We start from the raw sequence: 24703 nt of genomic DNA, 5'->3' as shown, positions 1-24703 counted from the left end.
ATAGATGACTCCCAATCTTAATATGCTTGGAATTAAAAAATGAATTTAGTGCACGAAATCTCCCCTAGTCAGGCTCAAGAAAAAGTAAATTTTGTTATTTTGGTACCCAATACTAAAGAAGTTACTTTATATAACTTTATACTTAGGGAGGAAGAAGTTCCTTATAATGAACAACCAAGTCATTATCAATTTAAAAAATGGTCTGCTTGGTGTTCTGCTCATTTTTCCTCTTATTACTTCTTGGTGAAATATAAAAATGCTCTCTTAAGATGTAAGCAATTTTTGTATGACTTTGGACCTTTATCAACATTAGATCACGCTGCTTTATACGATCATTGGGTTTGGGAAATGAACCCCCACGTTTTGAATCAGGAAAGTATTTGTTGGATTGGTTATGATTATTCGAAATCGAAAACGTTAAGTTTTTTATCCCATGGGACTAATATTGAACTTCGTCTACTTGAAGGAAATTTAAAGGATGAGGAGTTCTTAGAACTTTGTAAATTTTTTTCTCCTCTTTCATCATCAAGTGAAATCTTAGAAAAGAGCTTTTTTGAACTATCGTATTGGTCACGCTACAACAACTGCGTAGAAAATGCATGCATTAATAGAAATGAATATAAACCACCTTCAAGTTTATGGAATTTAAGATGGCCAATGCATAATATCCTTAGTGGAAGCAAGCCAGATCACAATCTAAAGTATTTAAACTATCTAAATTTGGATTTTATTGCCGATAGTCAAATTATTTATGGCAATAAAGATCAAATAGAAGAGATTCAACTGGTTATGTTTCCGAAGAATGGAAAGAAAAGCCAAATTGCATGGTTTCGTGTTTTTAATAAAGCCTCTTTTCCAATAAAGAAACCACCACTTTCTAGATTGCCCAATATGAATTCATTTAGTGGATACAGTAATTTTAATTTAACTGTCCTAAACCCGAAGAGTGATATGATTTCCAGCAATATATACATTGCCAGTGTTAATAATTGTTATGGGCCACATGATGCTCTTTGGTGGGATAATGAAAATGCTTATCTACTACAGCTAAGTGCTAGTGTAAATAACTCTATAGAGTTATTTAAGGAAATTTTTTGTCAACTTATGGATGACAAATGATCAATGGACTCATTCACTTTTAGTATGGATATATTAAGCTAGCACCAAAAGCTACCAGTAAAGCTCCAATCCACTGATATTGGGAAATCTTTTCACCAATAAAATAAGCAAATATTTGCGCAAATACTACTGAGGTATTACGAAGAGTAAGGGCTAGACCAGCTTCAGCATGACGCAATCCTATTAAAAATAGCAAGAAAGATAATGCGCTTATAATTCCTCCTAGAGAAGTCATTTTCCAATTGGATTTAACTTGTTCTTTGAATGTTTGTCTTTGTTTTTTCTTCATCAAAAGAAAAACACAGGGCAAAGCAATCCATAAAGCTGCAGAAAAGAGCGCTGCTGGGTTTGCACCATATACTAAAGAACGACCATAGCATAAATGATAACCAGCAATGCAGATGCCACATAGAATAGGAAATAATAGTTGTCTTGATTGATCAGGGTTAAAAGTTTTGCTTGTTAGTATCAATCCAAAAAGAACAGAGGATACACCAATGATGCTAAATAAATTTATATTTTCACCAAGGAAGCATGCTGAGATAAACCAGACAATTACCATGGCGCTTCCTCGCATAATAATGTAGGCTTTCCCAAGCGAAGACTGACTTAGACTTATAGCTAATGTGATTATATAGCCGCCTTCAAATAAACCAGAGGTTAGTGCCCATAAAAAGGAATCAGATGTTTCAAACAATGGGCCAGAGAAAAAAGGAATAAATAGAAGCGAAAATACAGTTGCAAAACTCATAATTCCCAATACTTCGTAATAGGGTGTTGAATTGCGTTTGGCAAATGTATTCCATGCTGCATGGAGTATTGCGGATAAAATTATAAATACACCAGAACCCATTTTAGTTCATTTTGAGTTAAATAATCGATTATTGTAACATTGAATCAACGGGCTATAATACTTGTTTAAAACCTAATAGAAGTTCCAAAGGGATTTTAGAGTTTAAAGTAGTAGAAAAGAAGCCCCAAAGAGGGGCTTAATAGCTTGAAAAAATATATGCCTGTCCACCAAACTCTACCGAACAATAATCACTAATAAAAAGATCCCGAGCAAAAGCCTCAAAATCAAAATAGCAGATCAAATTATCCGGTATTTGATGGGCATAACAGTCATCAAATAACTGCCTGGAAAAATCAACCTCTGAATCATAACAACCTTGATAATGCTCCTCCAACATAGTTTGTGCTTCATCTATCGAATAATCACAGAGAAGGGCTAAGCCCAGTTCCCCATGCTCTTTAATAAATGATGCGTACCCAACAATATTGCATATTGATTCGTACTCATGGATTTTGATGCTGCCGAATCCTTCATAATCGTGTATGGCGTATTCTTCAGCATTGGGTTCAGGGCTGTTATCCAGCATTTCCCAGATTTCTTCCATAATGTCATCTTCGCTTTGTGTGGCATCTATCCAAACACCATGCAGGATGGCATTGTTGTATGAGGCTAAACACGCGACGTAGATTGAAGGGGTGTCCATGGGATTATCTCCTTGTATTAAGGGAGCAATCCCACACAGGAGCTTGCTCCCGTGGTAGGGTATGATTAAAACGGAATTTCTTCTGAATCGGTTTGCAACATTTCACGCATTTGCGCCATGTGGTGCTCTGCGGTCTTGTTGCTAGATTCATCAGCAGATTTGGAGTGACTGAGTAGCTGGATATGATTGACGACGACGCTTAAGGTTTGATGTGTCTTACCTTCATTGTCAGTCCATTGATTAGAACGCAGTTTACCTTCAAGGTATACTTGTGAACCTTTCTTTAAATATTCAGCTACTTTGGTAAGTTTTCCAAAAAGCACCAGTTGATGCCATTCCACTCTGGTTTGCCATTCATCATTTTTTTTGAATGATTCATTGGTAGCCAAAGTGGCAGTGACAAAAGATTGTCCGTCTTTTCCGGTGATGCTTTTAGGATCAGCGCCGAGATTACCGATTAATTGAACGCGGTTTAAAGATGCAGTCATTGTATTCTCCTGTTATTGTTAAATGTGAGCCGCATAACAGAAAAACATCCGCATAGGCAGGTGGTTTTCTGTTATGCGGATAAGACTTAATTTGCTTCAATTAACAAGCAATTCGTTGAGTATCAAACTGTTTGACAAAGGAAATCAGGGATTCCAATTTGTGCAAACTTAACTCTGCTTGCTGAATGTCATGAGGATTGATTTGGAGTCGATGGCGACTTAAATCATTGACACAACAATTCAGTTCAAATAGCAAATGTTCAATCTCAAGATGTGCTGGTTCCTGTTGTTGCATGGTAGCTCCTTGGGATAGGGAGGATTAGCCCCAAAGGGATAATTCATCCCAATTGGGTTATGCAAAAAAGATCACCGAAACATCGGTTGATTTACCTGGTTATTAATGATGATGTGCTCGAAGCACTCCTCGGGCGCAAAGCCGTAAAGACAACTCCTGATGGGGTTTCCCTGCTAAACACTTTGCCATGGAATTAGGGAACAAGATGGCATATCACAAGACCTATAGGTTTCGTCAGAATTGCGCTGACTCATCAGTTGTGTTGCTTTCAGATTATCAAGCTAGTACTCGAAAGCAAGGATTTTTTCTTGTTGATATTAAATGAGCTCAATTGAAAGCATGGTATAATTTTCTCCAATTCAGTGTTAATTCATAATAGAAGTAATCAAGTGTTAAATCACATTGGTTTAGATGTAAGTAATGTGTAGCACTGGAGGAAATTATGAAAACCAAAATAGTTAACTTTCTTGATGAAGAACATAAAATAAACCTATTATCCCTATATCCCTATATCCCTATATCCCTATATCCCTATATCCCTATATCCCTATATCCCTATATCCCTATATCCCTATATCCCTATATCCCTATATCATGATACATGGTGGTCTAGTGATCGAACTAATGAAAAATTGAAAATATTTATTTTAATAAGGCCAATCGATATTTTCCAATTTCTTGAAAGCCAAGGGCTTTATAAGCGCGTATAGCAGAATTATCATTGGTGAACAAAATAGCTCTTTTGACTTTCTTCATAGCAGCTTGCTTTAAACAAAGATACACAGCGGCCCTGGCAAAACCTTTATTTCTTAAAGAGGGAGGGGTATATACCGGACCTAGCTGCACAATATCAGGTAAATGGGCATTGAATCCACACAGTGAAAGGGGTGCATTATTTACAAATAAAACCCAACGATTTTGACTAAGCTGTTTATCTTGAATTTCATTAATAATGGATTCTTCAAGTTTGGGATTGTTAGCATCGTCTCCAAGTGCTTCTATATGATAGGCGATAAGCCATTCTTTGATGACATCCATTTCACAATCCTGCACTGGTTTGAGTGTGCAGCTATATGAATGAATTACTTGAGGTGTAATCATTTTTTCAAGATTAAGTGAGAATAATTTTTCCTGATAATTAATAGCGAATAGGGATGATTGTAAGTCCAGCTTATCAATGACAACATTGGCTTGAGAGTCTTCACCTAGTATTCCGGCAATTAACCTTGTCCTTTTAAGTTTAAATTTTTCAACTAATGCTGATAACGCAGTAAAATTTTCAGCCTGCATCATCACATTACCATTCCAATAATGAGCTAAAACTCCATTAAGTTGGTTGTTCTCGAAGGAACCATAATACTCTCCGTGAAATGGCTCATCTTGGTAAGTTATACCTGAGTAATACAAATTGTTCCTAATGAACATAGTCGTTTCTTGATAATGATTGAGATAGGATGACAGTTCATCTATATACAATTCGTCTAGCTTTTTTATCACAATCATTTTTTCCTCGGTAAGATGAATATTTTTAATGCACTTTTAAGACATATGCTAAGATAGCCCAATATTGGTTGTTATTAAATACAAAACATAGCATATGATTACCTTACTCCCTCATAATCCTGCGTGGATAGCAGCATTTAGCATTGAAAAACAACAGTTATTGCAATTGGGTATCAAGAATATAACCCAAGTTGAGCATATTGGCAGTACAGCTATTTCTGGCATTTATGCAAAACCAGTGATTGATATTTTAATTGGTGTTAAGTCTTTGAGTGAATTTACTTCTGAGGATATCCAAAAAATTGAATCCTTGGGTTATCGGTATAATCAAGTTTTTGAAACAGTTTTTCCACACCGGCGTTATTTCCAAAAAGATAATGAATATGGTGAGCGCACGCATCAGATTCATTTAGTTAATTATCCATCTTCTTGGTATGCGAAGCATCTGTTGTTTCGCGATTATTTGCGCGTTTACCCCGGTATTGCTAAAGAGTATGAAGCACTTAAGCTCAATTTGAGCAAAATCCATGACAATACGATTGAATATGCCAATGCCAAGAGTGAATTGTGTCAGGCTATTGGTAAGAAAGCTTTTTTGCATTTTGGAGTTAATAAACCAATCATAGAAACCTCTCGGCTTATTGCATTTATTCCCCAAGTAGCTTGTCACGAAGACTATGCAATAATGCTTTCAAATCTTGAGTTTATTCAATGTTATGGTGTTTCATACAATGAAGGCCAGGCTTTAAATCGTTTGGAATCGGATATGACGCATTACAATCAATATGGTTTTGCTCCCTGGATGTGGTATGACAAGGAAACCCATGGCTTTGTTGGGAGAGCTGGATTAAAGACATTTGTATTAAATGAAAAAGAAGAAGTTGAGTTAACTTATCAAATAGCCCAAATCTACTGGGGAAAAGGTTTAGCGTTTGAAATGGGGCAAGCATCATTGGATTATGCTGAAAAGCATTTAAATTTGGCCAGTACTATTTGTTTTACAGCACACAGTAATTATTCATCATTGCGAGTTATGGAAAAATTAGGTTTTAAATTTGAGTTTGATTTTGAGCATGCTGGAATCACGCACAAGTTGCATCGAAAATCTACAATAAAGAAGCAATAGAGGCCGCCTTAATGGATAAAGTCAAAATTAACATTCACTTAGTCGAAAAACTGATTACTGAGCAATTTCCACAATGGCAATCACTGACTATTCATCCAGTTGCTCAAAGTGGTTGGGATAATCGAACGTTTCACTTAGGTGAGGAAATGGTGATTCGTTTGCCTAGCGATAAGCAGTATGAGCCACAAATAGAAAAAGAATATCAATGGTTGCCATGGCTCTCCAAACAGCTCTCATTTCAAATCACGCAACCTATTGCACTAGGAAAACCATCACCAGCTTATCCATGGCATTGGAGTATCAATCGCTGGATTGAAGGGGAATCTGCTTCAAGACAGAATATTCATGATATAAAGTGTTTTGCGGAAACATTGGGTAACTGTTTAAACGAACTTCAATCTTTAGATGCTACAGGTGGGCCTCAGGCTGGTGCACATAATTTTTATCGGGGAGGTTCATTGAAGGCCTATGATCATGAAATGCGACTTGCAATTCCTAAAATTAAAAACGCTCATGAACAAAGTCTTGCAGTATCATTATGGCAAGATGCACTTTCTTCTGAATGGCGCTTGAGTCCTGTTTGGGTTCACGGAGATATAGCGGTTGGAAATATTTTGGTACATAGTGGAAGATTGCAAGCGATTATAGATTTTGGCCAGATTGCTATAGGCGATCCAGCATGTGATTTGGTGATAGCATGGAATTTTTTTTCCAGTGAAGAACGGGGTGTGTTTAAAAATGCAGTTCAACTGGATAATGATACCTGGATACGAGCTTTAGGATGGGCATTTTGGAAAACCTTATGTTGGCCAATTAAAGGCACTGATGTAAAAGAGGTTTTGCATGAAATTTATAAGGATTATAATGCGCTTAAATAAACATGCCGGAAGTATTCAATGATTAAGGTTTGGGAATATAAATGCAGCGTTGGCATTATAAATATTCGTGAATAACAGAAGTACAAGTCAAAGTTTTATCCCAACTATTTGAGTTTAATCAATTATGAACATGAATAATGAGAACAGATTTCATTTTAAACCAGTGAGTAAAACACAAGAAAACCTTGTTCTTGATTGGATTAGTCAGCCACATATTAATGAATGGCTTCATGGAGATGGTTTAAGTAATACAATAAAAGACATTCATGAATTTTTGAACGATGGGGAACCGTGGGCTACTCATTGGATAGCCTATGATAATGAAATCCCCTTCGCTTATTTAATTACTTCTGAAATAGAGAAATCAGAAGAATATCCTGATGGTGCAGTTACACTAGATTTATTCATTTGCAGATTGGATTATATCGGTAAGGGATTGTCCGTAAAGATGATTCATGAATTTATCTTAAGTCAATTTTCTGATGCCAAAATAGTGCTTATAGATCCTGAGATCGCTAATGAGCGTGCGGTTCATGTTTATAAAAAAGCTGGTTTTGAAATCATTGGGGAATTTATAGCTTCATGGCATCCTGTGCCACACTATAAAATGCAATTGTGTATTGAAATGCTAAAAACAAAAGGGGTCAGCCTAAGTAGACCCTGACTATAGCGATACGAGAATGGCCCATCTCAAGGCTTATAATTTCCCGGGCTTTGCGATCTATTTCTTTTTGATTTTCAGGTAAATGTTTCGATGGGATGCCTCCTTCAATAGGGCATTTAAATGGTTTATTGTCTGGAGATAATTGACTGGTGAGTTCATGATAACGCCTTTGGGCATAGGCGTGGCGTAAGCCATGGCAGTTTTTTAATCCCATCTTTTCTGTCTCAGTTTGGTATCGTCTTAGATGCTGTTTATAGGTTTTACCTTTGGGGATTAATGATTGATTGTGTGGAATTTGACGAAAGGCTTTCTCTAACCATTGTCTTTGTTCATTACTAATAATATCAAGAGTTCTCCCTATACCGCCTTTGGTCCAGCTGGGCTTGATGACTAAATGATTTCCTTGCCAGGCTTCACTAATGACCAGTTTCATTGATTCTTCACGCCGCAGACCAAAAAGATACTGCGCTTCTAGCGATAAGCGTATCATTGGGTCATTGCATTTGGAAAAATCGACATCTTTAATGGCTTTATTATAGGTTGGAGCATAACTGCGCCGACTAATTTGATAATGATCATTGCTTGGTTTGACGAGCTCTGGTTTATTTAGTAGGACGGACACCTTCCGTAATTTAGCCATGTAATTTTTGATGGTGGCAGGGTTTTTACCCTGATTTTTCCAGTGCTCAACTAAGACATGAATATGTTTGGGTTTTAAACCTTTGATATGCGCGACCATTAACCCATGTTCGTGCAGATCTTTAATACAACGATTAAGAATATGACGCATGTCTGCCTTGCTGGCGTAGGAGTATCCTTTGAGATCCTTTAGACATCCATTTATCGAATAAAGTGCGTTTTTTAGTTTTGATTTACTCATGCAGGTATGACCATAGTGTGTTTCGAGATTTAATGCCCATTTCATCGTGTAGGAGCAAGTAGGTTTGGTAGTTACCTAGAAGTGGCAGCAGATATTCATACATTTGCTTGGCATAAAGATAACGCCAGGATTTTTTTGCTGGTAAGTCATGTTTTGCAAGGGTATTGTGCCAATCTGACCGGATTTGTTTATAGCCCAAAAAGTGTATCAGGCTGATACCATTAGTTAGTTGGTTTAAATCAGACAGAATTTGTTTTTGCACTTCATTTCTGATGGGAATCATCCTGTCAGCAGAGTTAAATGCGATATCACGGGTAATCCAGAGTTTTTGTTCTTTGATATGGATACCGGGTTTGATGTGGAATGTTTCACTAAAAGTTAATCCGAATTGTGTTTGCAATGCCATGATTAATTGAGAGGTACTATCAGTGAATGATTCCCAGATATTGGGCTTCCAGTCTAAGCGTTGGCCTGATAGTCTTTGACGGTTTAATTGCAATGATTTGTTATCTATATTAGGTATTGGGCAATCGATACTCTGTAAATAGTTTCTAATGATGGTCATGTGACGCATGATGGTTGCATCTTTCAGATGGTATTTTCTCCAATGCTCAACCAGTTTTTTGATATGCTCTTGTTCCAAGTTATTCCATGATTTAGGTACATCACCAATACGAAATAAATCATCTATCATTTTTTGAATGACGTAAGCCCGTTGTTTTCTCTCTCTGTAGCTGCCGTTATTATCAAGTTGTAAATAACGGTTGGCTGTTTGTCGTAAGGAATATTTTCTCATCGTCCAATCCGAAAATTCATTTGCCCTGTCTCTGGTTTAGTGTTGGTCGAGCGGCTCACTCAAAGATGAAACCCGGCAAAAGCCGTAAGCTCGAAGTAGGGGGGCAAAACAATCGTTATATGGCAAACGATCTCGCCTGTTTACAGCAGTTTTTTGTGTCGGTGTTTTCTCCTTATTAGTTGATTAATAAAAATGACAAGACAATGGGCCTTATCACAAGTCCATGGTCAAATTGAAATAAATTGACTTAAACTCCCGAGGGAGTTGCCCTGCCGGATGACAGAGATTCCTAGATGGTTTTCCCGACTAAACGTCCAGCCACAGAGTTAGGGAATGAAGTGGCGTTGCATAAGACGTCAGAAGACGTTTCGCCGGAATCGCACCAGCTCATCAGTTATGCTTTATTTAAAACTATCAAAGCGGTGCTTGCTGCGCAAGGGTTTAAGGAGAAGAATTTTGTCCTGACGCGTGAATCGCGCCAGGACAAAATGACTGAATGTGTTGATTTTACTGGGTAAAATCAAGGTTGGTTTTCTGCGTCACTGCACATTTTTGCAGTGACGCAGAACAGAGGAGTAGAATACGATGCATTAATGATTGGGTTATATATTGTCAAAGGATACTCTGAATCAGACTTACGTTCATTGCCCCTCAAAAATTTGTTTTGTGTAGTCTAAACTTGGAGGGATTATATGTACGCAGAAGAAGGATTAATATTAACTTTATAGAACTGGGGCACATGAAAATTTTTATTGGAATATCAAAAAAATAAGGGGGCATGACTCGCATGAAGCATATCAGACTGTCTAAAATAGAAAAAATGAGCCTTTTTAAGGTTATTCTTACTGTTATTTTTTTCTTCACAGAAATAAACGCCTATGCAGGCATGGAATCCTATCATATTAAATATCATAAAGATTCCAAAATAAAAAATGTATCTTTATCCAATATCGAGATATTAATAGAGTTCCATCGTAATGGAAATTCAATTGGGAGAATTACTACAAAAACAAGTAATACTCAAGATATTAAAATAGATAACACCTATGGAAAAAATTTGATTATTCATATCCTATCAATGAATATAGATGGAAAAAGGATAAGATGCTGGGGTGTATCAACACGTAAAATAAATACCATTGAGATTCAGTGTGATAAAGTTGTTTCATTGAAAAAGATGGAAGAAGAAACTAAGCCCTCTGATTCAATTAATTGAGAAAGGGATGCGACAAGCAATAATTCTCCTCAGTTCTTTTGATTATGTCTTTTGGTTTTAAAACCCCATGACTTAGAAAGAATAAAAAAATCCAGGATTGCTGAGCTAAAATACTGACTATTGACACAGAGAATCATGTAGCATGACACTATAAAGCACTAAAATCATCAGGGAAAAAACCAAAATGACAAATAAAATTCGCGGTAAAGTAAAATGGTTTAATGAAGGCAAGGGCTTTGGCTTTATTGAAAGTAGTGGCAAGGATTATTTTGTCCATTTCAGTGCCATACAAAGTAGCGGTTTTAAAACCCTTCCCGAAGGGGCAACCGTTCTGTTTAAAGTAGGCAAAGGACAAAAAGGGCCGCAAGCAGAGGACGTTGAACTCGTTAAATAATTAAATAACCAAATCAAGGAGGAAGGAAGGTGAATAAACGAATTGCTTTAGTAACGGGAGGAACTGGTGGCATTGGAACAGCCATATGTCAAGAAATGCAAAACCTCAATTATCAAGTGATTGCTTGCTACTTCAAACATGGCCATCACGAATTAGCAAGAGAATGGCAGAAAAAACAATCCACGCAAGGATTTGATATCGACATTGCCTATGCGGATATTTCTTCCTTCAATGATTGTGAAAAATTAACGGATTTGGTGATAGAGAAGTACGGCAAAATTGACGTTCTAGTTAATAATGCAGGCATTACCCATGATACCAGCTTGAAAAAAATGACACCGGAACAATGGCAAGAAGTCATTAATGCTAATTTAAATAGCGTTTTTAATATGACGAAAACCGCATTATCCAACATGCTGGATAATGGTTATGGGCGTATTATCACGATTTCTTCAGTTAATGGACGCAGAGGTCAATTTGGGCAATGTAATTATGCTGCCAGTAAATCAGCACTCTACGGATTCACCAAAAGTCTCGCGCAAGAAGTCGCAAAGAAAGGGATCACGGTGAATACGGTCTCCCCTGGTTATATTAAAACGGAGATGCTCGCCTCCATGAGAGATGATATTTTAGAAGCAATCGTTGCCCAAATTCCAGTTGGACGAATAGGGCAGCCTGAAGAAATTGCTCGGGTCGTCGCTTTTCTTGCTGATGAACAAAGTGGCTTTATCACGGGTGCTAATTTTGATATCAATGGCGGGCAATACATGTAAATAACTAAGCGTCAATTCTGGAGGAGTTACTTTTGGTTTATTAGGCCTTGATATTATAACCGCCATCCACATAAAGGATCTGACCGGTAATGGAGGCGGCTTTATTGGATACCAAAAAAGAGGCTGTTTCACCAATGTCCTCTATTGTAACCAGCTGATGCAAGGGCGCTTCCTTTGCCGCCTGTTCCATCAGCTTATCAAAATCAGCTAAACCTGAGGCCGCACGAGTGCTTATTGGCCCTGGAGAAATGGCATTGACTCGAATCTTTTTACTGCCAAGTTCCATGGCGAGATAGCGCACAGAGGTTTCTAAAGCCGCTTTAACAGGTCCCATGAGATTGTAATTTTTAACCACTTTTTCAGCACCATAATAACTCATGGTCATAATACTCCCTCCATCGACCATCAGTGGTTCAGCGGCTTTTGCCAATCGGATGAGCGAATGACAAGAAATATCCATCGCCATCATGAAGCCATCTTTCGAGCAATCGACAACACGACCTTGTAAATCAGTTTTTGGTGCAAAGGCAATCGCATGGATAACAAAATCAAGACGACCCCAGCAGTCTTTTATTTTCTGAAATAGGGCATCAAATTGTGCCTTATCCGTCACGTCCAAAGGCATAACAATAGGAGATGACACTTTTTCAGCCAAAGGCTGTACATAACCCTTGGTTTTCTCATTTTGATAGGTGATTGCCAATTCGCTGCCCGCTTCATGCAATACTTTGGCACAACCCCAGGCGATGGAGTACTCATTGGCAATTCCAACAATCAATCCTTTTTTATTCTTCATCCGTTTCCTACCTCTGTTTTGCGTTCAAGAAGCGACATGGCATGAAGTGCCATCATGCGTTCTTCATTGGCTGCAACAACCCGTGTTTCAAAAGGCTTAAGAAATGTCACATGACGCAAGATAGTGTTTCGCACAAAGGCTGAGTTCTCACCAATACCGCCCGTAAACACGATGGCATCCACCCCACCCAGGGTTACTGCCATCATCCCCATGAATTGGGCAGCTTTAAGACAGAAATACTCTAATGCAAATTGAGCCTTTGCATCTTTGCTGTCTTGCAAGGTTTTGACATCATTGCTTAGGCTCGATAAACCAAGAAGCCCTGATTCATTGTAAAGAAGGGACTCAACCTCATCGATAGACAAACCTAGGTGACGTATCATAAACGTCACAGCTCCGGCATCAAGGCTCCCACAACGAGTTCCCATGGGTAATCCATCCAGGGCTGTCATGCCCATTGTCGTATCAACACTTACTCCATGGTGTATGGCACACAAACTGGCTCCATTGCCAAGATGGGCCGCAATAAGCCGCCCCTCAGCCAATGACGGCTCATATCGCCGCAAGGTGTGAACAATCCATTCATACGATAATCCATGAAACCCATAGCGACGAACACCTTGCTCCCTTATCTTTTGTGGCAATGCATACTCGGTGAACAAAGCCTTATGATGGGTATGAAATGCTGTATCAAAACAAGCAATTTGAAGTACCTCTGGTTTCAGAGTACCGATGAACTCAATGGCTTTGAGATTATGGGGTTGGTGTAAAGGAGCCAATGGGGCTAATGCCCATAATTTATGCATGACGTGTGGATTGACTAGCACACTGTTTTTAAAGAGGGTCCCACCATGGACAATGCGATGAGCAACTGCAGTCACCTGCCACTGTTCACTCCACTCCTCAATCCAGTCCCAAATACGGTGTAAAGCCTCTTCGTGCGAGCAATTATCAGAAAGTATTTTTTTGTCAGCCTGCTTATTCTCAGGGTTTAGCAGGGTATCGGTGGCTATAAAGGAAGATCTTCCGCCAATATCAGCCACCTTCCCTTGAACTAAAAGTTGCGGGTTTAATTGTCTTGAAAAAAGCTGAAATTTGACGCTGGAAGAGCCCACATTAATCACAAGAATACTGGCTGCTTTGATTGCAGTCATTTGATTCGTCCTTCCTTTCGAGCTGCCACCAGTTTAACAGCCAGAGAACAGGAGAAAAGCCGCGTTCGCAGTGAGTCTGCTCGGCTCACCAGAATGATTGGAACACGAGCACCCAAAACAATTCCAGCAGCATCCGCATGACCTAAAAAAGTCAATTGCTTGGCCAAAATATTCCCAGACTCGATTTCAGGAACCAAAAGAATATCCGGATCGCCTGCCACGAGAGAAATAATCCCTTTTTCTTTGGCTGCCTCCTTGTTAATCGCATTATCAAAAGCCAAGGGACCGTCAAGAATGCCATCATTTATCTGTCCTCGGTCAGCCATTTTGCACAAAATAGAGGCATCGACAGTGGCTTGCATCTTAGGGTTGACGGTTTCGATGGCGGCAAGGATAGCTACTTTGGGCTTCTTGTCCTCGCCAAACAATACTCGCCAAAGATTAATAGCGTTTTGGCAAATGTCCGCTTTGTCGGTGGCAGTAGGGGCAATATTAATCGCAGCATCTGTAATGATGAGTGGTTTGTGGTAAGAAGGGATATCCATGACGTAGGCGTGACTCACACGATGTTGCGTGCGTAAGCCAGAGGCAGTGGGTACAATAGCCCCCATTAATTCATGAGTGCTTAATGAGCCTTTCATGATGGCATCAATCTCGCCGGAAGATGCCAATTCGGCAGCCTTGCTTGCTGCGGCATCGCTGTGCTCCGTATCAATCGTTTCCCACTGTGATAAATCAATCCCTGCCTCTTGAGCTGCAGTCTTCATTTTGACCAAAGGGCCAATCAAAATGGGAATAATGAGCCCAGCTTTTACCGCATCGTTCACCGCTTCCATGACACTCATACTAACCGGATGCACAATGGCCGTGCGAACAGCACCCATACAGCGACACGCTTTGATTATCGCCTCGAAGCGATCGTGGTTATGTATTTCTATAGACGGTAAATGAGTTCGTGCAACCCGTACTTTTTTCGTTGGCGCAAGCACGGTTGCCAAGCCCTCGATGACTGTTTCTCCGTGTTGATTCACGCCCTTGCAATTAAAAATCACTCGGGGCTTATTGGCACCCTTATCCTTGACGATGATGGTGATGGTGAGCGTGTCCCCTAAACGTACTGGCTTTTTAAATTGAATGTCCTGTTTAAGATAAATGGTGCCTGGACCAGGTAAAACAGTGCCCAGCAGTGCAGAAATCAGCGAGCCAGACCACATGCCATGACCCACAATACCATGAAAAATATCGCTTTGGGCAAACACCGGATCCATATGAGCAGGATTCACATCACCCGACATGGCAGCAAATAAATTGATGTCGTCTTGAGTGAGTGTTTTACTTAGACTCGCCTGACGACCCACCGTAAGCTCATCAAAAGTCACATTCTCAAGAAACTCCTTGTCCATTTTTCTTCCCTTTTATTTCTGCAGTACATAAGTACCTGGTGCAGCGGGTAGTGAGGTATTCATGACCAGTGGAGGGACGCGTTTTTTAGCCGATAGCTGCACTAACCAATCATGCCATTCTTGCCACCAGGAGCCTTCTTGTTGTTTTGCGATCGCAAGCCAACTCGCAGGATTGAGGTAAGCATCACCTTTCTTGCTCTCATGAACCCGATAAGAACGCCCCGGATGACCCGGTTCACTCACAATCCCTGCATTATGTCCGCCGCCGGTGAGAACGAAGGTAATATCACCCTCCGTCATCAGGTGAATTTTATAAACAGACTGCCAAGGCGCTACGTGATCTTTTTCAGTACTGACTGCAAAAAGTGGCAACTGGATATTCTCAGCAGCCACTGGCTTTCCTTCCACGGTATAACGACCTTCTGCAAAATCATTGTTTAAGAACAATTGTTCAAGGTATTCACTGTGCATTTTATAAGGCATTCGGGTGGCATCCGCATTCCAAGCGGTTAAATCAATCATCCCACGCCGCATCCCGTGCATGTAGTCCTGAACCATTTTGGACCAAATCAAATCGTAGGCACGCAACATTTGAAAGGAACCGGCCATTTGTTTGGTATCAAGATACCCTTGTTCTCCCATCATGTTTTTAAGGAAAGCCACTTGGCTTTTAGTAACAAAAAGCATTAATTCCCCGGCTTCAGTAAAATCCCCTTGGGCTGCAAGAAGGGTGAGGCTATTTAAGCGTTCATCCCTATCTCTACTCATCGCGGCCGCCGTAATCATGGCGAGCGTGCCACCTAAACAATAGCCCATCAGATTAATTTTTGTTTGAGGCAGAATGGCTGATACCGCATCAATCGCCGCCATGGCCCCTTGGCGATAATAATCATCCATTCCTAAATCACGGTCCTCTTTATCTGGATTGCGCCAGGAAATGATGAATACGGTATGGCCTTGTCTAACAAGCCATTTCACCAAGGAATTATGGGGGGATAAATCGAGAATATAGTATTTCATAATCCAGGCAGGGAGAACTAGTATGGGCTCTTTATACACGGTTTTAGTCTGAGCTTCGTATTGAATCAATTCGATTAAATGATTTTGAAATACCACTCGTCCTGGGGTAATCGCCACGTCTTTGCCAGGGATAAAATGTTCAGAGCCTGTAGGAGGTGCGCCCGTTAGCTTTTCTAAGGAGTCTTCCATAGCGATTTGGCTGCCTTGAATGAGATTAAATCCCCCGGTGCGAATGGCTTCATGGAATAAATCAGGGTTAGACCAAACACAATTGGAAGGGGACAGGGCATCAAGATATTGGCGTGCCCAGAATGAAACGGTGCGCTCCACCTGGTCGGGTAATCCTGGCACACGGGTTGTGGCGTGTCGCCACCAATCCTCCACCTGCAAAAATCCTTCTGCATATAAACGCCAAGGCATAGGCTGCCAACTGTCTTTTTTGAAACGTACGTCTTTGCCACCGGCAGCACGCTCAACACAAATGATATTATTAATGCAATCATTAGCATGAAAAACAGGATAAAAGGCCAGTTCCCATAATACTTCTGGGGATTGTGCCAATTGCCAAAGCCATGTGGAATAAGAAGAGCCTAGCGCGGCAGGACTTATCCCCGCAGTCCATTTAGCAAGGTTTGCTTGAAATAACTGACCAAAAAAAGCAAAGACATTATCTGTAGTATCTGCATCATCGGGTACACAGCAAGAGTCTATATGTTCTGAAGATTCTTCCTGCTTAGTTAATATAATGTTCTTGGGACAGCATTCCTTTTCTAGTCCGTTCATCACCGATATCCCTGGTATTAAGCTATAGAATCAATAAAATATAGTAAATCATAGCATAAAATTTAACCTGTCATTCCATTTTCAAAGAGTTCTAACGCCATTTTATTACCAAAAAGGTGGTTTATGGCGTTCAATATCCGTTGAGCTGATTAATTCAAAATTATATTAAATCTAATTTATTGTCACAAAACCTTTCGGGCGTACACATCAAGCCCCTCAAAAGATAAGTGCTCTTTTTATTTAGTTATTTCATGACCCTAGAGGTGCGGCATAAATGCTGTACAACACGTTATATTAGTCATTTTTCATTTCAGGAGCATTGACTCAATACCTAGAGTACGCTCATCTCTTTTTCAAAAAGTGACAATGATTGGCAGCGCGTGTTTTTAATAGTGCTATTATAATAATAAGTTATCTAATGATACAGGTTGTTTTTATATTGATTCAATAGTCACCTTATTTCATTGCAAGGAGCATTGATATGCAACCTATCAGACTATTTAAAGTAGTTATTGGGGTAGTGATATTATTAAGCTCAACCCTTCTGTTTACCTCGTGTGCTTCATCAACAAAAGCCACTAATTCACATACTGTTTCTCATACCTATGAAGGGCACAATACTGGAGGGATTGGCTGGCATTAAGCTTAATGGCTTTCGATGCCTTTCAAAGCCTATTCTTCTTCAAATTGAGTTGCTCAAGAGGTGAAAAAATATTAGTGCCTTCTAGGATGAGCAACCCAAACGCGCCCAACAGATGCTTTACTGTGTTTGTCGCTGTTCTTATTATCATTACTTTTAGACTCATTGGTTGTCGTTGTCATAGAAGTACATGCGCAAACAGTAAAAAGTGTAAAAATTACCATTAAAAAAATATTTTTTTTAGCCTAGTTAAACTATTCAGTTTCGCTTCCCTAAAATTAAAATTTTTCTTTCAAAAAGGATTTCTATTAGTGAATAAAGTCCTTAATTTCTTTTTTAGCTATTTTGTGCGATAAGGGCATTGAAGTCTAATGGTGTCGAGTAACCACTCCTCATTGTTTTCTAAGTCGTTTAAGTGTTCTTTGTGCTAAGCTATATATTAATTGTTGCGGCAAACGAGACGGTATTTCATGGACGAACACAATTTAAAGCGAGGGGAAGAGGCTATCTCCAAAGAACAAAAGCCCTCATTGACTGAAGTATTTTCTCAATCTTACCAACTGTGGAATGATTTGTTTCATTACCACATTGATTATTGGCAACGAAGTGTCCTATTTTTCGACACACTACGTCAGCGGGCCAATGACATGATGGAACATGAACAACAAGGGATGCCACCGCCTCTGCGCTTTAGGTATGAGCTGGTTCTGGATGGCAGAACCTTGGAGCCCAAAACGAATTATGCGCTACTTAAAATTCTTGAAATTGATGATGTGTGTTTTGAACAGTGTTTCGACCCCAATAAGCCGCCAGTCATTATTGTTGACCCAAGGGCAGGTCATGGGCCAGGGATTGGTGGAATGAAGAGGGATTCTGAAATAGGAATTGCGCTACATCGGGGTCATGCCGTTTATTTTGTCATGTTCTACCCTCAACCCATCCCGCATCAAACACTGGCTGATGTATTGTCAACAATGAAGCAATTTGTTGCACAAGTGAAAACCTGGCATCAAGACCAACCACCCATTCTTTATGGCAATTGCCAGGCGGGTTGGATGTTGGCGTTACTGGCTTCTGATTGCGCAGGCTTGGTGGGCCCACTCGTGATGAATGGCTCTCCCATTTCTTATTGGTCCAGTGGCGAAGAAGAAGTAAATCCCATGCAATTGCTCGGTGGGCTTTTAGGCGGTGTGTGGCTTACTCGTTTCATTACTGATTTGAACGATGGAATCCTTGATGGGGCATGGCTTGTACAAAATTTTGAACTGTTAAACCCCACTACCGCCATTTGGGATAAATACCACCATCTCTTTGATGCAGTTGACACGGAGCGCGAGCGCTTTTTAGATTTTGAACATTGGTGGAATGGATTTTATCACTTCAGTACAGAGGAAATAACAGCAACGGTTGAGAATCTTTTTATTGGTAATAAACTGGAGCGAGGTGAAATTGCTATTAATCATGATTGTGTTTATGATTTAAAGCGCATCCATAACCCTATTGTGATTTTTGCCTCGCAAGGTGATGAAATTACACCACCTTATCAAGCCCTGCATTGGTTAAGAAGAATCTATCCTACGACAAATGATTTAAAAAAAGCCAAGCAACGCATTATTTACCTTTTGCATCCTACCATCGGTCATTTAGGCATTTTCGTTTCAGCCAAAGTGGTTCGCTTTGAACACCGTGCCATTTTGGAACATTGCACGGCCTTTGAGAAGTTACCACCCGGTTTATATGAAATGATAATCACCAACCCAACAGGCAATCCAGATTGCAGCAAGGAACAATATGAGGTTTACTTTAAAGAACGTGATCTCGCAGAACTGTGTTCCAGCAACCCCATCGAACCCTTCGAGAGGGTGCGCAAACTGTCTGAGGCAAACGACACTTATTATCGCGCTCTTTGTCAACCTTGGATTCAGGCAATCAGCAATCCTCTCTTGACATTATGGCTAGATAAAACGCACCCTATGCGCCTGAGTCGCTATGTCTTTTCTGAAAAAATAAATCCAACCATGCGGCTCATTTTATTGGTAGCAAAAGCAGTCGAAGCGAATCGTCAGAGGCTAGAAGGTACTAATTTATTTAAAAACAATGAACAGCTGTTTTGTGAGATGATTCGCTCGTCATTGGAGGCAGTGAGGAATGAGCGAAATAACCTCATGAAACACTTATTTGAATCCCTTTTTGGTGGAGATAATAAGGATAAAGGATGATGAACACAGAACATGACCAACACCAACAGACCAAAAAATCCGGGTTTCCTTCTGCGCGTGGATTTATCCTAATTCTCATTTTCGTGATTATCGGTTATTACCTTTTCACAGAACACAAAGCCCATGTGATCGGTTTTTTGGCGGCTTCTCCCTGGTGGATACTGTTGTTTTTATTATGCCCTTTAATGCATCTTTTTCATGGTGGGCATGGGGGACATAGCAACCACAAAACGCAACATGACAAAAAAGATAACAACCTGGATTCGAATGAAAAGGATTGATGATGGAACATTCTAATGCTTATGGTCTTTGGCTTTTAGTGATGGTTAACTCAGCCATTTTTATTCTCTTTGCTCTCAGTTTTACTCAACTCAAATCCAAACGCGATTGGAAGAGCCTTGGCGCCTTTTCTGCCTTTGTCATCGCTTATTTTACGGAAATGTATGGATTTCCTTTAACCATCTACTTATTATCCGGATGGCTTTCTAACCATTACCCTGGCATTAACCTCTATGGCCACGATTCTGGTCATCTACTGCATACGCTATTAGGGCTGAAAGGTGATCCGCATTTTGACTTATTCCATATCTTGAGTAACGTATTCATCTTTGGCGGTCTTTACCTCATTTACTCGGGGTGGAGTACCCTTTATGCGGCGCAAAAAACCAATCAACTCGCCACCACAGGACTTTATGCCTACGTTCGGCATCCGCAATACGATGGGTTCATTCTAGTGATGATTGGATTTTTATTGCAATGGCCAACGCTTATTACCTTATTCATGTTTCCCATCCTTGTTTACGTCTACGTACGTCTTGCTCACCGAGAAGAACAAGAAACGCAAGCGTTGTTTGGGGAAGCCTATCAACGTTATGCGGCAAAAACACCCGCATTTATCCCCCATCTTTTTCACAAACGCCAAAGAAAAGGAGATCTGCCCTGATGTTTCTATTTCACACAGCTATGACGCTGGGCTTAATTGCTTTTTCATTAGGTGTAAGTCTCATTATCTGGGGGCTACGCAATCAAGGAGCTGGCGTACAATTGGCAAAAGTACTAAGTTTAGCAACGTAATTTGAATACTTTTATTTAACAGCTTAAATTCGTTGCAAAAATCAGATGCAAAAGTCTATTGTTTTGCGATATGATTTGCAAATAAAATATTAGGGATTGGTTATGAAAATTGGATATGCTCGCGTTTCAACCACAGATCAAAATTTAGAGTTGCAATTAACAGCTCTAAAGAAGCAGATTGTAAACGTATCTATCAGGAAAAAATTTCTGGGGCAAAAAGAGATCGTCCAGAATTACAACGATTACTTGATCAGCTTCGACCTGATGATGTAGTCGTTGTTTTGAAATTGGACAGATTGGCGCGTTCAACCCAGCATTTACTAGAATTAATAGACTACATAAGAACAACAGAGGCTTCCTTTTGTTCGCTTTCCGAGCCATGGGCAGATACCACTTCTCATGCCGGTAAAATGATCATGACTGTATTTGCTGGTATTGCAGAATTTGAGCGTGACTTAATTCGCGAACGTACTGGTGCTGGACGCGCAGCTGCAAAGCAACGTGGAGTTCGTTTTGGACGACCCGAAAAAATGAATGAAGAACAAAAACAATTAGCCAAGCGGCTTTTACAAGAAGATAAATCAGTCAGTGAAATTGCAAAAACCTTTAATGTCCATAAAGCAACAATTTACCGTTTACAACAAGAACGATTCACTACAGCTTCCACATCCTATGCTATTCTGAATAATAAGGATTATTTATTAACGATAACATCTGGTATGTTTTGTACTAATTTTTTAATGGATAAATAATGAATAATATAAAATATGGATTTGGAAAAGAAGTAATGTATTCATTTGATGATGCAATTAAAAAAGTTACTGAAGAACTGCAAAAAGAGGGATTTGGGGTTCTTACAAATATAGATGTGTCAGCAACTTTGAAAAAAAAATTAAATCAGGATATGCCTCCCTATCAAATTCTTGGTGCATGCAACCCACAATTTGCCCACCATGCTTTAGAAAAAGAGCCATCTATAGGTTTGCTTCTACCATGTAATGTGGTTGTACGCCAGGATGATACAGGCAAAGTGTATATTGAATTTATGGATCCAAAATCAGTATTAGAATTGGTCGGCAATCCTGAGATCAATCTGGTCGCTGGTGAAGTAAGACAAAGACTGGAGAGAGTATTAAACGCATTGTAATGGCTCATCCATAGTTAAGATCTTAACATGCGAAGACCACTTGCAATAACAATAAGTTCACTGATTTCATGAGCTAAAACTGCTATTGGCAACGTAAAATAGCCGGTTACCGCCCCGACAACAAGAGAGCTAATTACAATTATAGAAAGTCCTAAATTTTGTAAAATTATATTCCAGGTTCGACGACTAAATTCGATGAGATAAGGTAATTTTAATAAATTATCACTCATTAATGCTACATCCGCAGTTTCTAATGCGACATCACTACCAGCAGCACCCATAGCAACTCCTACATGGGCTGCTGCAAGTGCTGGAGCATCATTTACTCCATCGCCAACCATCATTACCTTACCGTAACGTCTTTCCAGTTCTTCAATTTTCCGTGTCTTATCTTCTGGTGATAAATCAGAGAGTACCTCATCTACACCTGCTTGAATGCCAATTGACGAGGCAGTTATCGAGTTATCTCCAGTGAGCATAACCACACGTTCAATACCCAACAATTTTAAGGAAGATACCATCTGCCTTGCTGTTGGTCTTAACGGATCAGCAATTGCAATTAAACCGAGAATTTCCTTATCAGTTCCTAATAATACGACTGTCTTTCCAGCAGCCTGTAATTTGTTTATTTCTTGGGTTAAGGCTTCTATTAATAGACCCATATCAATAAATAATTTTGGATTGCCGATATAGAATTTTTCCCCATTAATAAAACCAAGTACACCCGAACCAGTTAATGACTTAAATTGTTCAACAGGATTATATTGAATATTTTCTTCAGTGGCTTGTTGCAAAATGGCTTGGGCCAAAGGATGCTGAGAGCGCGATTCAATAGTTGCGGCTGCATTTAATATTTGATTCCGAGTATGATTATTCAATGGAATGATATCGGTGACCTTCGGTTTACCTTGTGTTAATGTTCCTGTTTTATCCAGCGCAATTACCTTTATCTTCACTAGTTGCTCTAAATATAATCCACCTTTTAGTAATATGCCATTTCGACTTGCTGTACCAAGAGCAGCTACAAGAGTAATTGGTATGGAAATCACTAAGGCACAGGGTGCTGCAGCAACAATAAACACTGTTGCACGTATCACCCATTCTTGCCAAGACAACCCCAATAGGGGTGGCACAGTGGCTATAAGTATTCCTACTAAAAGAACAAATGGACTGTAGAGGTCGCCAAAACGCTCTATAAATCGTTGACTGCGACCCTTTTTGTCTTGTGCTTTTTCGACAAGAAATATGATACGAGATAATGTATTATCAGCAAATTGTTTAGTTGCGCGAACAGTAAGAGTTCCCTCACCGTTTATAGTTGCAGAAAAAACGTTACTTCCTATAATTTTCTCGACTGGAATTGATTCCCCTGTAATGGGTGCTTGATTAACACTGGAGTGTCCTGAAATGACTTCTCCATCTGTAGCAATGCTTTCACCTGGAAGAACAATGAACTCATCTCCAACTTGAATTTCTTCTAAGGGTATTCGAAATTCACTATTATTTCGCCGGACTAACGCTGCTTTTGGAGCAAGATCCATTAATGCTCGGATAGCATGTCGCGCTCGTTCACCGGAATAACCTTCTGCAGCTTCAGAAATAGAATACAAAAAGACTAATGTTGCTGCTTCCGCCCATTGCCCCATTAAACCAGCAACAATGGCAGCAATGGACATCAAGAATTCAATACCGATTTCATATTCTTTGATAAATTTGTCTATTGCTTCGTGTGCGAAGTAATATCCACCAATTAATATTGCACTTACGTAAAACCCGTTAGCGATAATCCTTGGTAATGTCAAATATGAGCCTACAAAACCAATTGTTAATAATAAGCCGGCTATTGTTGCCGTAATGACTTTAGGATTATGCCATAGCTTGGGCATTGGCTCTTTATGAGAAGTACATGTGGAGCAACCCATTTATTTACACCCCTTATTCATAGTTTTCTTTAGAGCAGTAATACTAAAGAGCCATTGTTACCTAAAAATAAGGGTTTTTAAAGAATTCGCTTTAGATATTGAATAAAACTATAAAACTATTTTGTTCTACTATAGATAATTTGAAAACTTAATTACTAATGATGAAAAAATTGGTTATCTATCTGTATTCAATGAAAATACTAGAGAGTTCACAGTTTACAATTTCTATAAAATGAAACATACCGAATTATAGATATTAAGAGACCCATGTAGTCCTTAAGTCGGTTGGCTGTTCCATTGCTCCCCAAGCCCGAGGATGAGTGTATACAGTTGCTAAGATTATCGAGAACTGGCTCTCATTCTGATTTGTTTAAATAGGCGTAGGTTCAATTGAATTTAATTATTTTATTTCTTATTTAAAAACGTTATTAACCCACCGAACAAATTCAGTCACATTGATTAAATCTATTCTTCGTTTTAACTGGATGGTTCGTTACACGATGATTACGTGTTAACCTTGTGTGCATTTTAATAGCATGGATGTAGCGATCTGCCACCTGGTTATGGTGATTGGAAAAGCTCTCAAAGACGTTTCTGTCGTTGGCATGGTAAAGGGCTATGGGAGCGCTTGCTTGAGATTTTAGTTAACAAGTCTGATTATGAATGACTTATGATTGATGCAAGTCACGTAAAAGTACATGCTCATGGAGCGCATAAAAAAGTGTGAGGCAATTAGTCGAGAGGCTACTCGACTAATTATATTTTTTATGTCCGGTTTTAAGTTGTTAGTACTATTTTTAGGCAATGGTGAGTCCCATGGCAGAGGACCTCAAGGCAGCTATTAAGTAGCCGATCTTGAGGTTTGGGATGAGTAGAACGGCTAGATCATTCCAGCTGAACTCTTCTTTTGTGATTTC

27 protein-coding genes and 2 pseudogenes are annotated in these 24703 nt (G+C 39.5%); 17 read left to right on the top strand and 12 right to left on the bottom strand.

What is annotated here, in order from left to right; genetic code table 11:
* Positions 1 to 39: 39 nt before the first annotated feature.
* Positions 40 to 1119 (top strand): hypothetical protein, encoded by a 1080-nt coding sequence (locus Lsan_RS08010; protein ID WP_010652797.1) that lies wholly within the window; start codon positions 40 to 42, stop codon positions 1117 to 1119.
* Positions 1120 to 1138: 19 nt separating this feature from the next.
* On the opposite strand, the gene Lsan_RS08005 is transcribed toward Lsan_RS08010, so the two are convergent.
* The 5 genes from Lsan_RS08005 to Lsan_RS07985 all read right to left on the bottom strand — a co-directional run bounded on the left by Lsan_RS08005 (position 1139) and on the right by Lsan_RS07985 (position 4901).
* A complete protein-coding gene (locus tag Lsan_RS08005; protein ID WP_010652798.1) occupies positions 1139 to 1972 on the bottom strand; it encodes an EamA family transporter in 834 nt (277 codons plus the stop codon).
* 136 nt (positions 1973 to 2108) lie between these two features.
* Positions 2109 to 2615: an antirestriction protein ArdA gene (locus Lsan_RS08000; RefSeq protein WP_010652799.1), complete on the bottom strand. Its 507-nt coding sequence runs from the start codon at positions 2613 to 2615 to the stop codon at positions 2109 to 2111.
* Between the two features lie 65 nt (positions 2616 to 2680).
* Positions 2681 to 3103 carry a single-stranded DNA-binding protein gene (locus tag Lsan_RS07995; RefSeq protein ID WP_010652800.1) on the bottom strand — a complete coding sequence of 141 codons (423 nt, stop codon included), beginning with the start codon at positions 3101 to 3103 and terminating at the stop codon, positions 2681 to 2683.
* A gap of 100 nt (positions 3104 to 3203) precedes the next feature.
* A complete protein-coding gene (locus Lsan_RS07990; protein WP_010652801.1) occupies positions 3204 to 3398 on the bottom strand; it encodes a hypothetical protein in 195 nt (64 codons plus the stop codon).
* Positions 3399 to 4040: 642 nt separating this feature from the next.
* Complete coding sequence (locus Lsan_RS07985) at positions 4041 to 4901, bottom strand: GNAT family N-acetyltransferase (RefSeq protein ID WP_010652802.1); 861 nt, start codon at positions 4899 to 4901, stop codon at positions 4041 to 4043.
* A gap of 94 nt (positions 4902 to 4995) precedes the next feature.
* Here Lsan_RS07985 and Lsan_RS21505 point away from each other — a divergent pair, with 94 nt between their 5' ends.
* The 3 genes from Lsan_RS21505 to Lsan_RS07970 all read left to right on the top strand — a co-directional run bounded on the left by Lsan_RS21505 (position 4996) and on the right by Lsan_RS07970 (position 7569).
* Positions 4996 to 6027 carry a bifunctional GrpB family protein/GNAT family N-acetyltransferase gene (locus tag Lsan_RS21505; RefSeq protein WP_010652803.1) on the top strand — a complete coding sequence of 344 codons (1032 nt, stop codon included), beginning with the start codon at positions 4996 to 4998 and terminating at the stop codon, positions 6025 to 6027.
* A gap of 11 nt (positions 6028 to 6038) precedes the next feature.
* Positions 6039 to 6905, top strand: coding sequence for an aminoglycoside phosphotransferase family protein (locus tag Lsan_RS07975; protein WP_010652804.1), 867 nt, complete (start codon positions 6039 to 6041; stop codon positions 6903 to 6905).
* 124 nt (positions 6906 to 7029) lie between these two features.
* Positions 7030 to 7569 (top strand): GNAT family N-acetyltransferase, encoded by a 540-nt coding sequence (locus Lsan_RS07970; RefSeq protein WP_010652805.1) that lies wholly within the window; start codon positions 7030 to 7032, stop codon positions 7567 to 7569.
* Here Lsan_RS07970 and Lsan_RS07965 read toward each other — a convergent pair.
* On the bottom strand, positions 7550 to 8449 hold the full coding sequence (locus tag Lsan_RS07965) for a phage integrase N-terminal domain-containing protein (protein WP_010652806.1): 900 nt from the start codon (positions 8447 to 8449) through the stop codon (positions 7550 to 7552). The genes Lsan_RS07970 and Lsan_RS07965 overlap by 20 nt on opposite strands.
* Positions 8442 to 9245 carry a phage integrase N-terminal domain-containing protein gene (locus Lsan_RS07960; protein WP_010652807.1) on the bottom strand — a complete coding sequence of 268 codons (804 nt, stop codon included), beginning with the start codon at positions 9243 to 9245 and terminating at the stop codon, positions 8442 to 8444. The genes Lsan_RS07965 and Lsan_RS07960 overlap by 8 nt, the downstream gene beginning before the upstream one ends.
* 293 nt (positions 9246 to 9538) lie before the next feature.
* Between Lsan_RS07960 and Lsan_RS07955 the strand changes: the two genes are divergently transcribed.
* The 4 genes from Lsan_RS07955 to phbB all read left to right on the top strand — a co-directional run bounded on the left by Lsan_RS07955 (position 9539) and on the right by phbB (position 11628).
* Positions 9539 to 9763 (top strand): hypothetical protein, encoded by a 225-nt coding sequence (locus tag Lsan_RS07955; RefSeq protein WP_010652808.1) that lies wholly within the window; start codon positions 9539 to 9541, stop codon positions 9761 to 9763.
* Between the two features lie 269 nt (positions 9764 to 10032).
* Positions 10033 to 10461: a hypothetical protein gene (locus Lsan_RS07950; protein WP_010652809.1), complete on the top strand. Its 429-nt coding sequence runs from the start codon at positions 10033 to 10035 to the stop codon at positions 10459 to 10461.
* 184 nt (positions 10462 to 10645) lie between these two features.
* Complete coding sequence (locus Lsan_RS07945; protein ID WP_010652810.1) at positions 10646 to 10855, top strand: cold-shock protein; 210 nt, start codon at positions 10646 to 10648, stop codon at positions 10853 to 10855.
* A gap of 29 nt (positions 10856 to 10884) precedes the next feature.
* On the top strand, positions 10885 to 11628 hold the full coding sequence (gene phbB / locus Lsan_RS07940; RefSeq protein ID WP_010652811.1) for an acetoacetyl-CoA reductase: 744 nt from the start codon (positions 10885 to 10887) through the stop codon (positions 11626 to 11628).
* A 40-nt stretch (positions 11629 to 11668) separates the two neighbouring features.
* Here the strand turns inward: phbB and fabI are convergent, their stop codons facing one another.
* From fabI to Lsan_RS07920, 4 genes are read right to left on the bottom strand one after another with little or no spacing between them, the layout of a single operon-like run.
* Complete coding sequence (gene fabI / locus Lsan_RS07935) at positions 11669 to 12424, bottom strand: enoyl-ACP reductase FabI (protein ID WP_010652812.1); 756 nt, start codon at positions 12422 to 12424, stop codon at positions 11669 to 11671.
* Positions 12421 to 13578 carry an acetate/propionate family kinase gene (locus tag Lsan_RS07930; RefSeq protein ID WP_010652813.1) on the bottom strand — a complete coding sequence of 386 codons (1158 nt, stop codon included), beginning with the start codon at positions 13576 to 13578 and terminating at the stop codon, positions 12421 to 12423. Before Lsan_RS07930 ends, fabI begins: the two co-directional genes overlap by 4 nt.
* Positions 13575 to 14981, bottom strand: coding sequence for a bifunctional enoyl-CoA hydratase/phosphate acetyltransferase (locus Lsan_RS07925; protein ID WP_058513905.1), 1407 nt, complete (start codon positions 14979 to 14981; stop codon positions 13575 to 13577). Before Lsan_RS07925 ends, Lsan_RS07930 begins: the two co-directional genes overlap by 4 nt.
* 12 nt (positions 14982 to 14993) lie before the next feature.
* On the bottom strand, positions 14994 to 16784 hold the full coding sequence (locus Lsan_RS07920) for a PHA/PHB synthase family protein (RefSeq protein WP_010652815.1): 1791 nt from the start codon (positions 16782 to 16784) through the stop codon (positions 14994 to 14996).
* Between the two features lie 481 nt (positions 16785 to 17265).
* Here Lsan_RS07920 and Lsan_RS22485 point away from each other — a divergent pair, with 481 nt between their 5' ends.
* The 8 genes and pseudogenes from Lsan_RS22485 to Lsan_RS07895 all read left to right on the top strand — a co-directional run bounded on the left by Lsan_RS22485 (position 17266) and on the right by Lsan_RS07895 (position 21864).
* Entirely contained in the window at positions 17266 to 17427 is a 162-nt protein-coding gene (locus Lsan_RS22485; RefSeq protein ID WP_010652816.1) for a hypothetical protein, read from the top strand.
* A gap of 467 nt (positions 17428 to 17894) precedes the next feature.
* Positions 17895 to 19643 (top strand): DUF3141 domain-containing protein, encoded by a 1749-nt coding sequence (locus tag Lsan_RS07915; RefSeq protein WP_010652817.1) that lies wholly within the window; start codon positions 17895 to 17897, stop codon positions 19641 to 19643.
* Positions 19640 to 19924: a DUF2933 domain-containing protein gene (locus Lsan_RS07910; RefSeq protein ID WP_231296926.1), complete on the top strand. Its 285-nt coding sequence runs from the start codon at positions 19640 to 19642 to the stop codon at positions 19922 to 19924. The genes Lsan_RS07915 and Lsan_RS07910 overlap by 4 nt, the downstream gene beginning before the upstream one ends.
* Positions 19925 to 19926: 2 nt before the next feature.
* Positions 19927 to 20586 carry a methyltransferase family protein gene (locus Lsan_RS07905; RefSeq protein WP_029489105.1) on the top strand — a complete coding sequence of 220 codons (660 nt, stop codon included), beginning with the start codon at positions 19927 to 19929 and terminating at the stop codon, positions 20584 to 20586.
* Positions 20586 to 20717 carry a hypothetical protein gene (locus Lsan_RS23340; protein WP_010652820.1) on the top strand — a complete coding sequence of 44 codons (132 nt, stop codon included), beginning with the start codon at positions 20586 to 20588 and terminating at the stop codon, positions 20715 to 20717. Before Lsan_RS07905 ends, Lsan_RS23340 begins: the two co-directional genes overlap by 1 nt.
* Positions 20718 to 20819: 102 nt before the next feature.
* Positions 20820 to 21166: pseudogene (locus Lsan_RS23530) on the top strand (recombinase family protein); the annotation flags it as partial.
* Positions 21167 to 21247: 81 nt separating this feature from the next.
* On the top strand, positions 21248 to 21469 hold the full coding sequence (locus Lsan_RS23525; protein ID WP_231296944.1) for a helix-turn-helix domain-containing protein: 222 nt from the start codon (positions 21248 to 21250) through the stop codon (positions 21467 to 21469).
* Entirely contained in the window at positions 21469 to 21864 is a 396-nt protein-coding gene (locus tag Lsan_RS07895; protein ID WP_010652823.1) for a DUF302 domain-containing protein, read from the top strand. Before Lsan_RS23525 ends, Lsan_RS07895 begins: the two co-directional genes overlap by 1 nt.
* Positions 21865 to 21878: 14 nt before the next feature.
* Here Lsan_RS07895 and Lsan_RS07890 read toward each other — a convergent pair whose 3' ends face one another.
* Positions 21879 to 23786, bottom strand: a complete 1908-nt coding sequence (locus tag Lsan_RS07890; RefSeq protein ID WP_010652824.1) for a heavy metal translocating P-type ATPase — start codon at positions 23784 to 23786, stop codon at positions 21879 to 21881.
* 547 nt (positions 23787 to 24333) lie between these two features.
* Between Lsan_RS07890 and Lsan_RS22915 the strand changes: the two are divergent.
* A pseudogene (locus tag Lsan_RS22915) lies at positions 24334 to 24450 on the top strand (IS5/IS1182 family transposase); the annotation flags it as partial.
* Between the last annotated feature and the right edge of the window lie 253 nt (positions 24451 to 24703).

It is taken from the genome of Legionella santicrucis, assembly GCF_001468135.1.
Classification (GTDB): domain Bacteria; phylum Pseudomonadota; class Gammaproteobacteria; order Legionellales; family Legionellaceae; genus Legionella; species Legionella santicrucis.
The sequence above is the reverse complement of the archived record's forward strand: the minus strand, read 5'-3'. Positions and strand labels throughout refer to the sequence as shown.

Bases quoted from the DNA above. Each gene is read 5' to 3' on its own strand.
- Lsan_RS08010 (WP_010652797.1), top strand. From the start codon at position 40: ATGAATTTAGTGCACGAAATCTCCCCTAGTCAGGCTCAAGAAAAAGTA.
- Lsan_RS08005 (WP_010652798.1), bottom strand. From the start codon at position 1,972: ATGGGTTCTGGTGTATTTATAATTTTATCCGCAATACTCCATGCAGCA.
- Lsan_RS08000 (WP_010652799.1), bottom strand. From the start codon at position 2,615: ATGGACACCCCTTCAATCTACGTCGCGTGTTTAGCCTCATACAACAAT.
- Lsan_RS07995 (WP_010652800.1), bottom strand. From the start codon at position 3,103: ATGACTGCATCTTTAAACCGCGTTCAATTAATCGGTAATCTCGGCGCT.
- Lsan_RS07990 (WP_010652801.1), bottom strand. From the start codon at position 3,398: ATGCAACAACAGGAACCAGCACATCTTGAGATTGAACATTTGCTATTT.
- Lsan_RS07985 (WP_010652802.1), bottom strand. From the start codon at position 4,901: ATGATTGTGATAAAAAAGCTAGACGAATTGTATATAGATGAACTGTCA.
- Lsan_RS21505 (WP_010652803.1), top strand. From the start codon at position 4,996: ATGATTACCTTACTCCCTCATAATCCTGCGTGGATAGCAGCATTTAGC.
- Lsan_RS07975 (WP_010652804.1), top strand. From the start codon at position 6,039: ATGGATAAAGTCAAAATTAACATTCACTTAGTCGAAAAACTGATTACT.
- Lsan_RS07970 (WP_010652805.1), top strand. From the start codon at position 7,030: ATGAACATGAATAATGAGAACAGATTTCATTTTAAACCAGTGAGTAAA.
- Lsan_RS07965 (WP_010652806.1), bottom strand. From the start codon at position 8,449: ATGAGTAAATCAAAACTAAAAAACGCACTTTATTCGATAAATGGATGT.
- Lsan_RS07960 (WP_010652807.1), bottom strand. From the start codon at position 9,245: ATGAGAAAATATTCCTTACGACAAACAGCCAACCGTTATTTACAACTT.
- Lsan_RS07955 (WP_010652808.1), top strand. From the start codon at position 9,539: ATGGTTTTCCCGACTAAACGTCCAGCCACAGAGTTAGGGAATGAAGTG.
- Lsan_RS07950 (WP_010652809.1), top strand. From the start codon at position 10,033: ATGAAGCATATCAGACTGTCTAAAATAGAAAAAATGAGCCTTTTTAAG.
- Lsan_RS07945 (WP_010652810.1), top strand. From the start codon at position 10,646: ATGACAAATAAAATTCGCGGTAAAGTAAAATGGTTTAATGAAGGCAAG.
- fabI (WP_010652812.1), bottom strand. From the start codon at position 12,424: ATGAAGAATAAAAAAGGATTGATTGTTGGAATTGCCAATGAGTACTCC.
- Lsan_RS07930 (WP_010652813.1), bottom strand. From the start codon at position 13,578: ATGACTGCAATCAAAGCAGCCAGTATTCTTGTGATTAATGTGGGCTCT.
- Lsan_RS07925 (WP_058513905.1), bottom strand. From the start codon at position 14,981: ATGGACAAGGAGTTTCTTGAGAATGTGACTTTTGATGAGCTTACGGTG.
- Lsan_RS07920 (WP_010652815.1), bottom strand. From the start codon at position 16,784: ATGAACGGACTAGAAAAGGAATGCTGTCCCAAGAACATTATATTAACT.
- Lsan_RS22485 (WP_010652816.1), top strand. From the start codon at position 17,266: ATGCAACCTATCAGACTATTTAAAGTAGTTATTGGGGTAGTGATATTA.
- Lsan_RS07915 (WP_010652817.1), top strand. From the start codon at position 17,895: ATGGACGAACACAATTTAAAGCGAGGGGAAGAGGCTATCTCCAAAGAA.
- Lsan_RS07910 (WP_231296926.1), top strand. From the start codon at position 19,640: ATGATGAACACAGAACATGACCAACACCAACAGACCAAAAAATCCGGG.
- Lsan_RS07905 (WP_029489105.1), top strand. From the start codon at position 19,927: ATGGAACATTCTAATGCTTATGGTCTTTGGCTTTTAGTGATGGTTAAC.
- Lsan_RS23340 (WP_010652820.1), top strand. From the start codon at position 20,586: ATGTTTCTATTTCACACAGCTATGACGCTGGGCTTAATTGCTTTTTCA.
- Lsan_RS23525 (WP_231296944.1), top strand. From the start codon at position 21,248: ATGAATGAAGAACAAAAACAATTAGCCAAGCGGCTTTTACAAGAAGAT.
- Lsan_RS07895 (WP_010652823.1), top strand. From the start codon at position 21,469: ATGAATAATATAAAATATGGATTTGGAAAAGAAGTAATGTATTCATTT.
- Lsan_RS07890 (WP_010652824.1), bottom strand. From the start codon at position 23,786: ATGGGTTGCTCCACATGTACTTCTCATAAAGAGCCAATGCCCAAGCTA.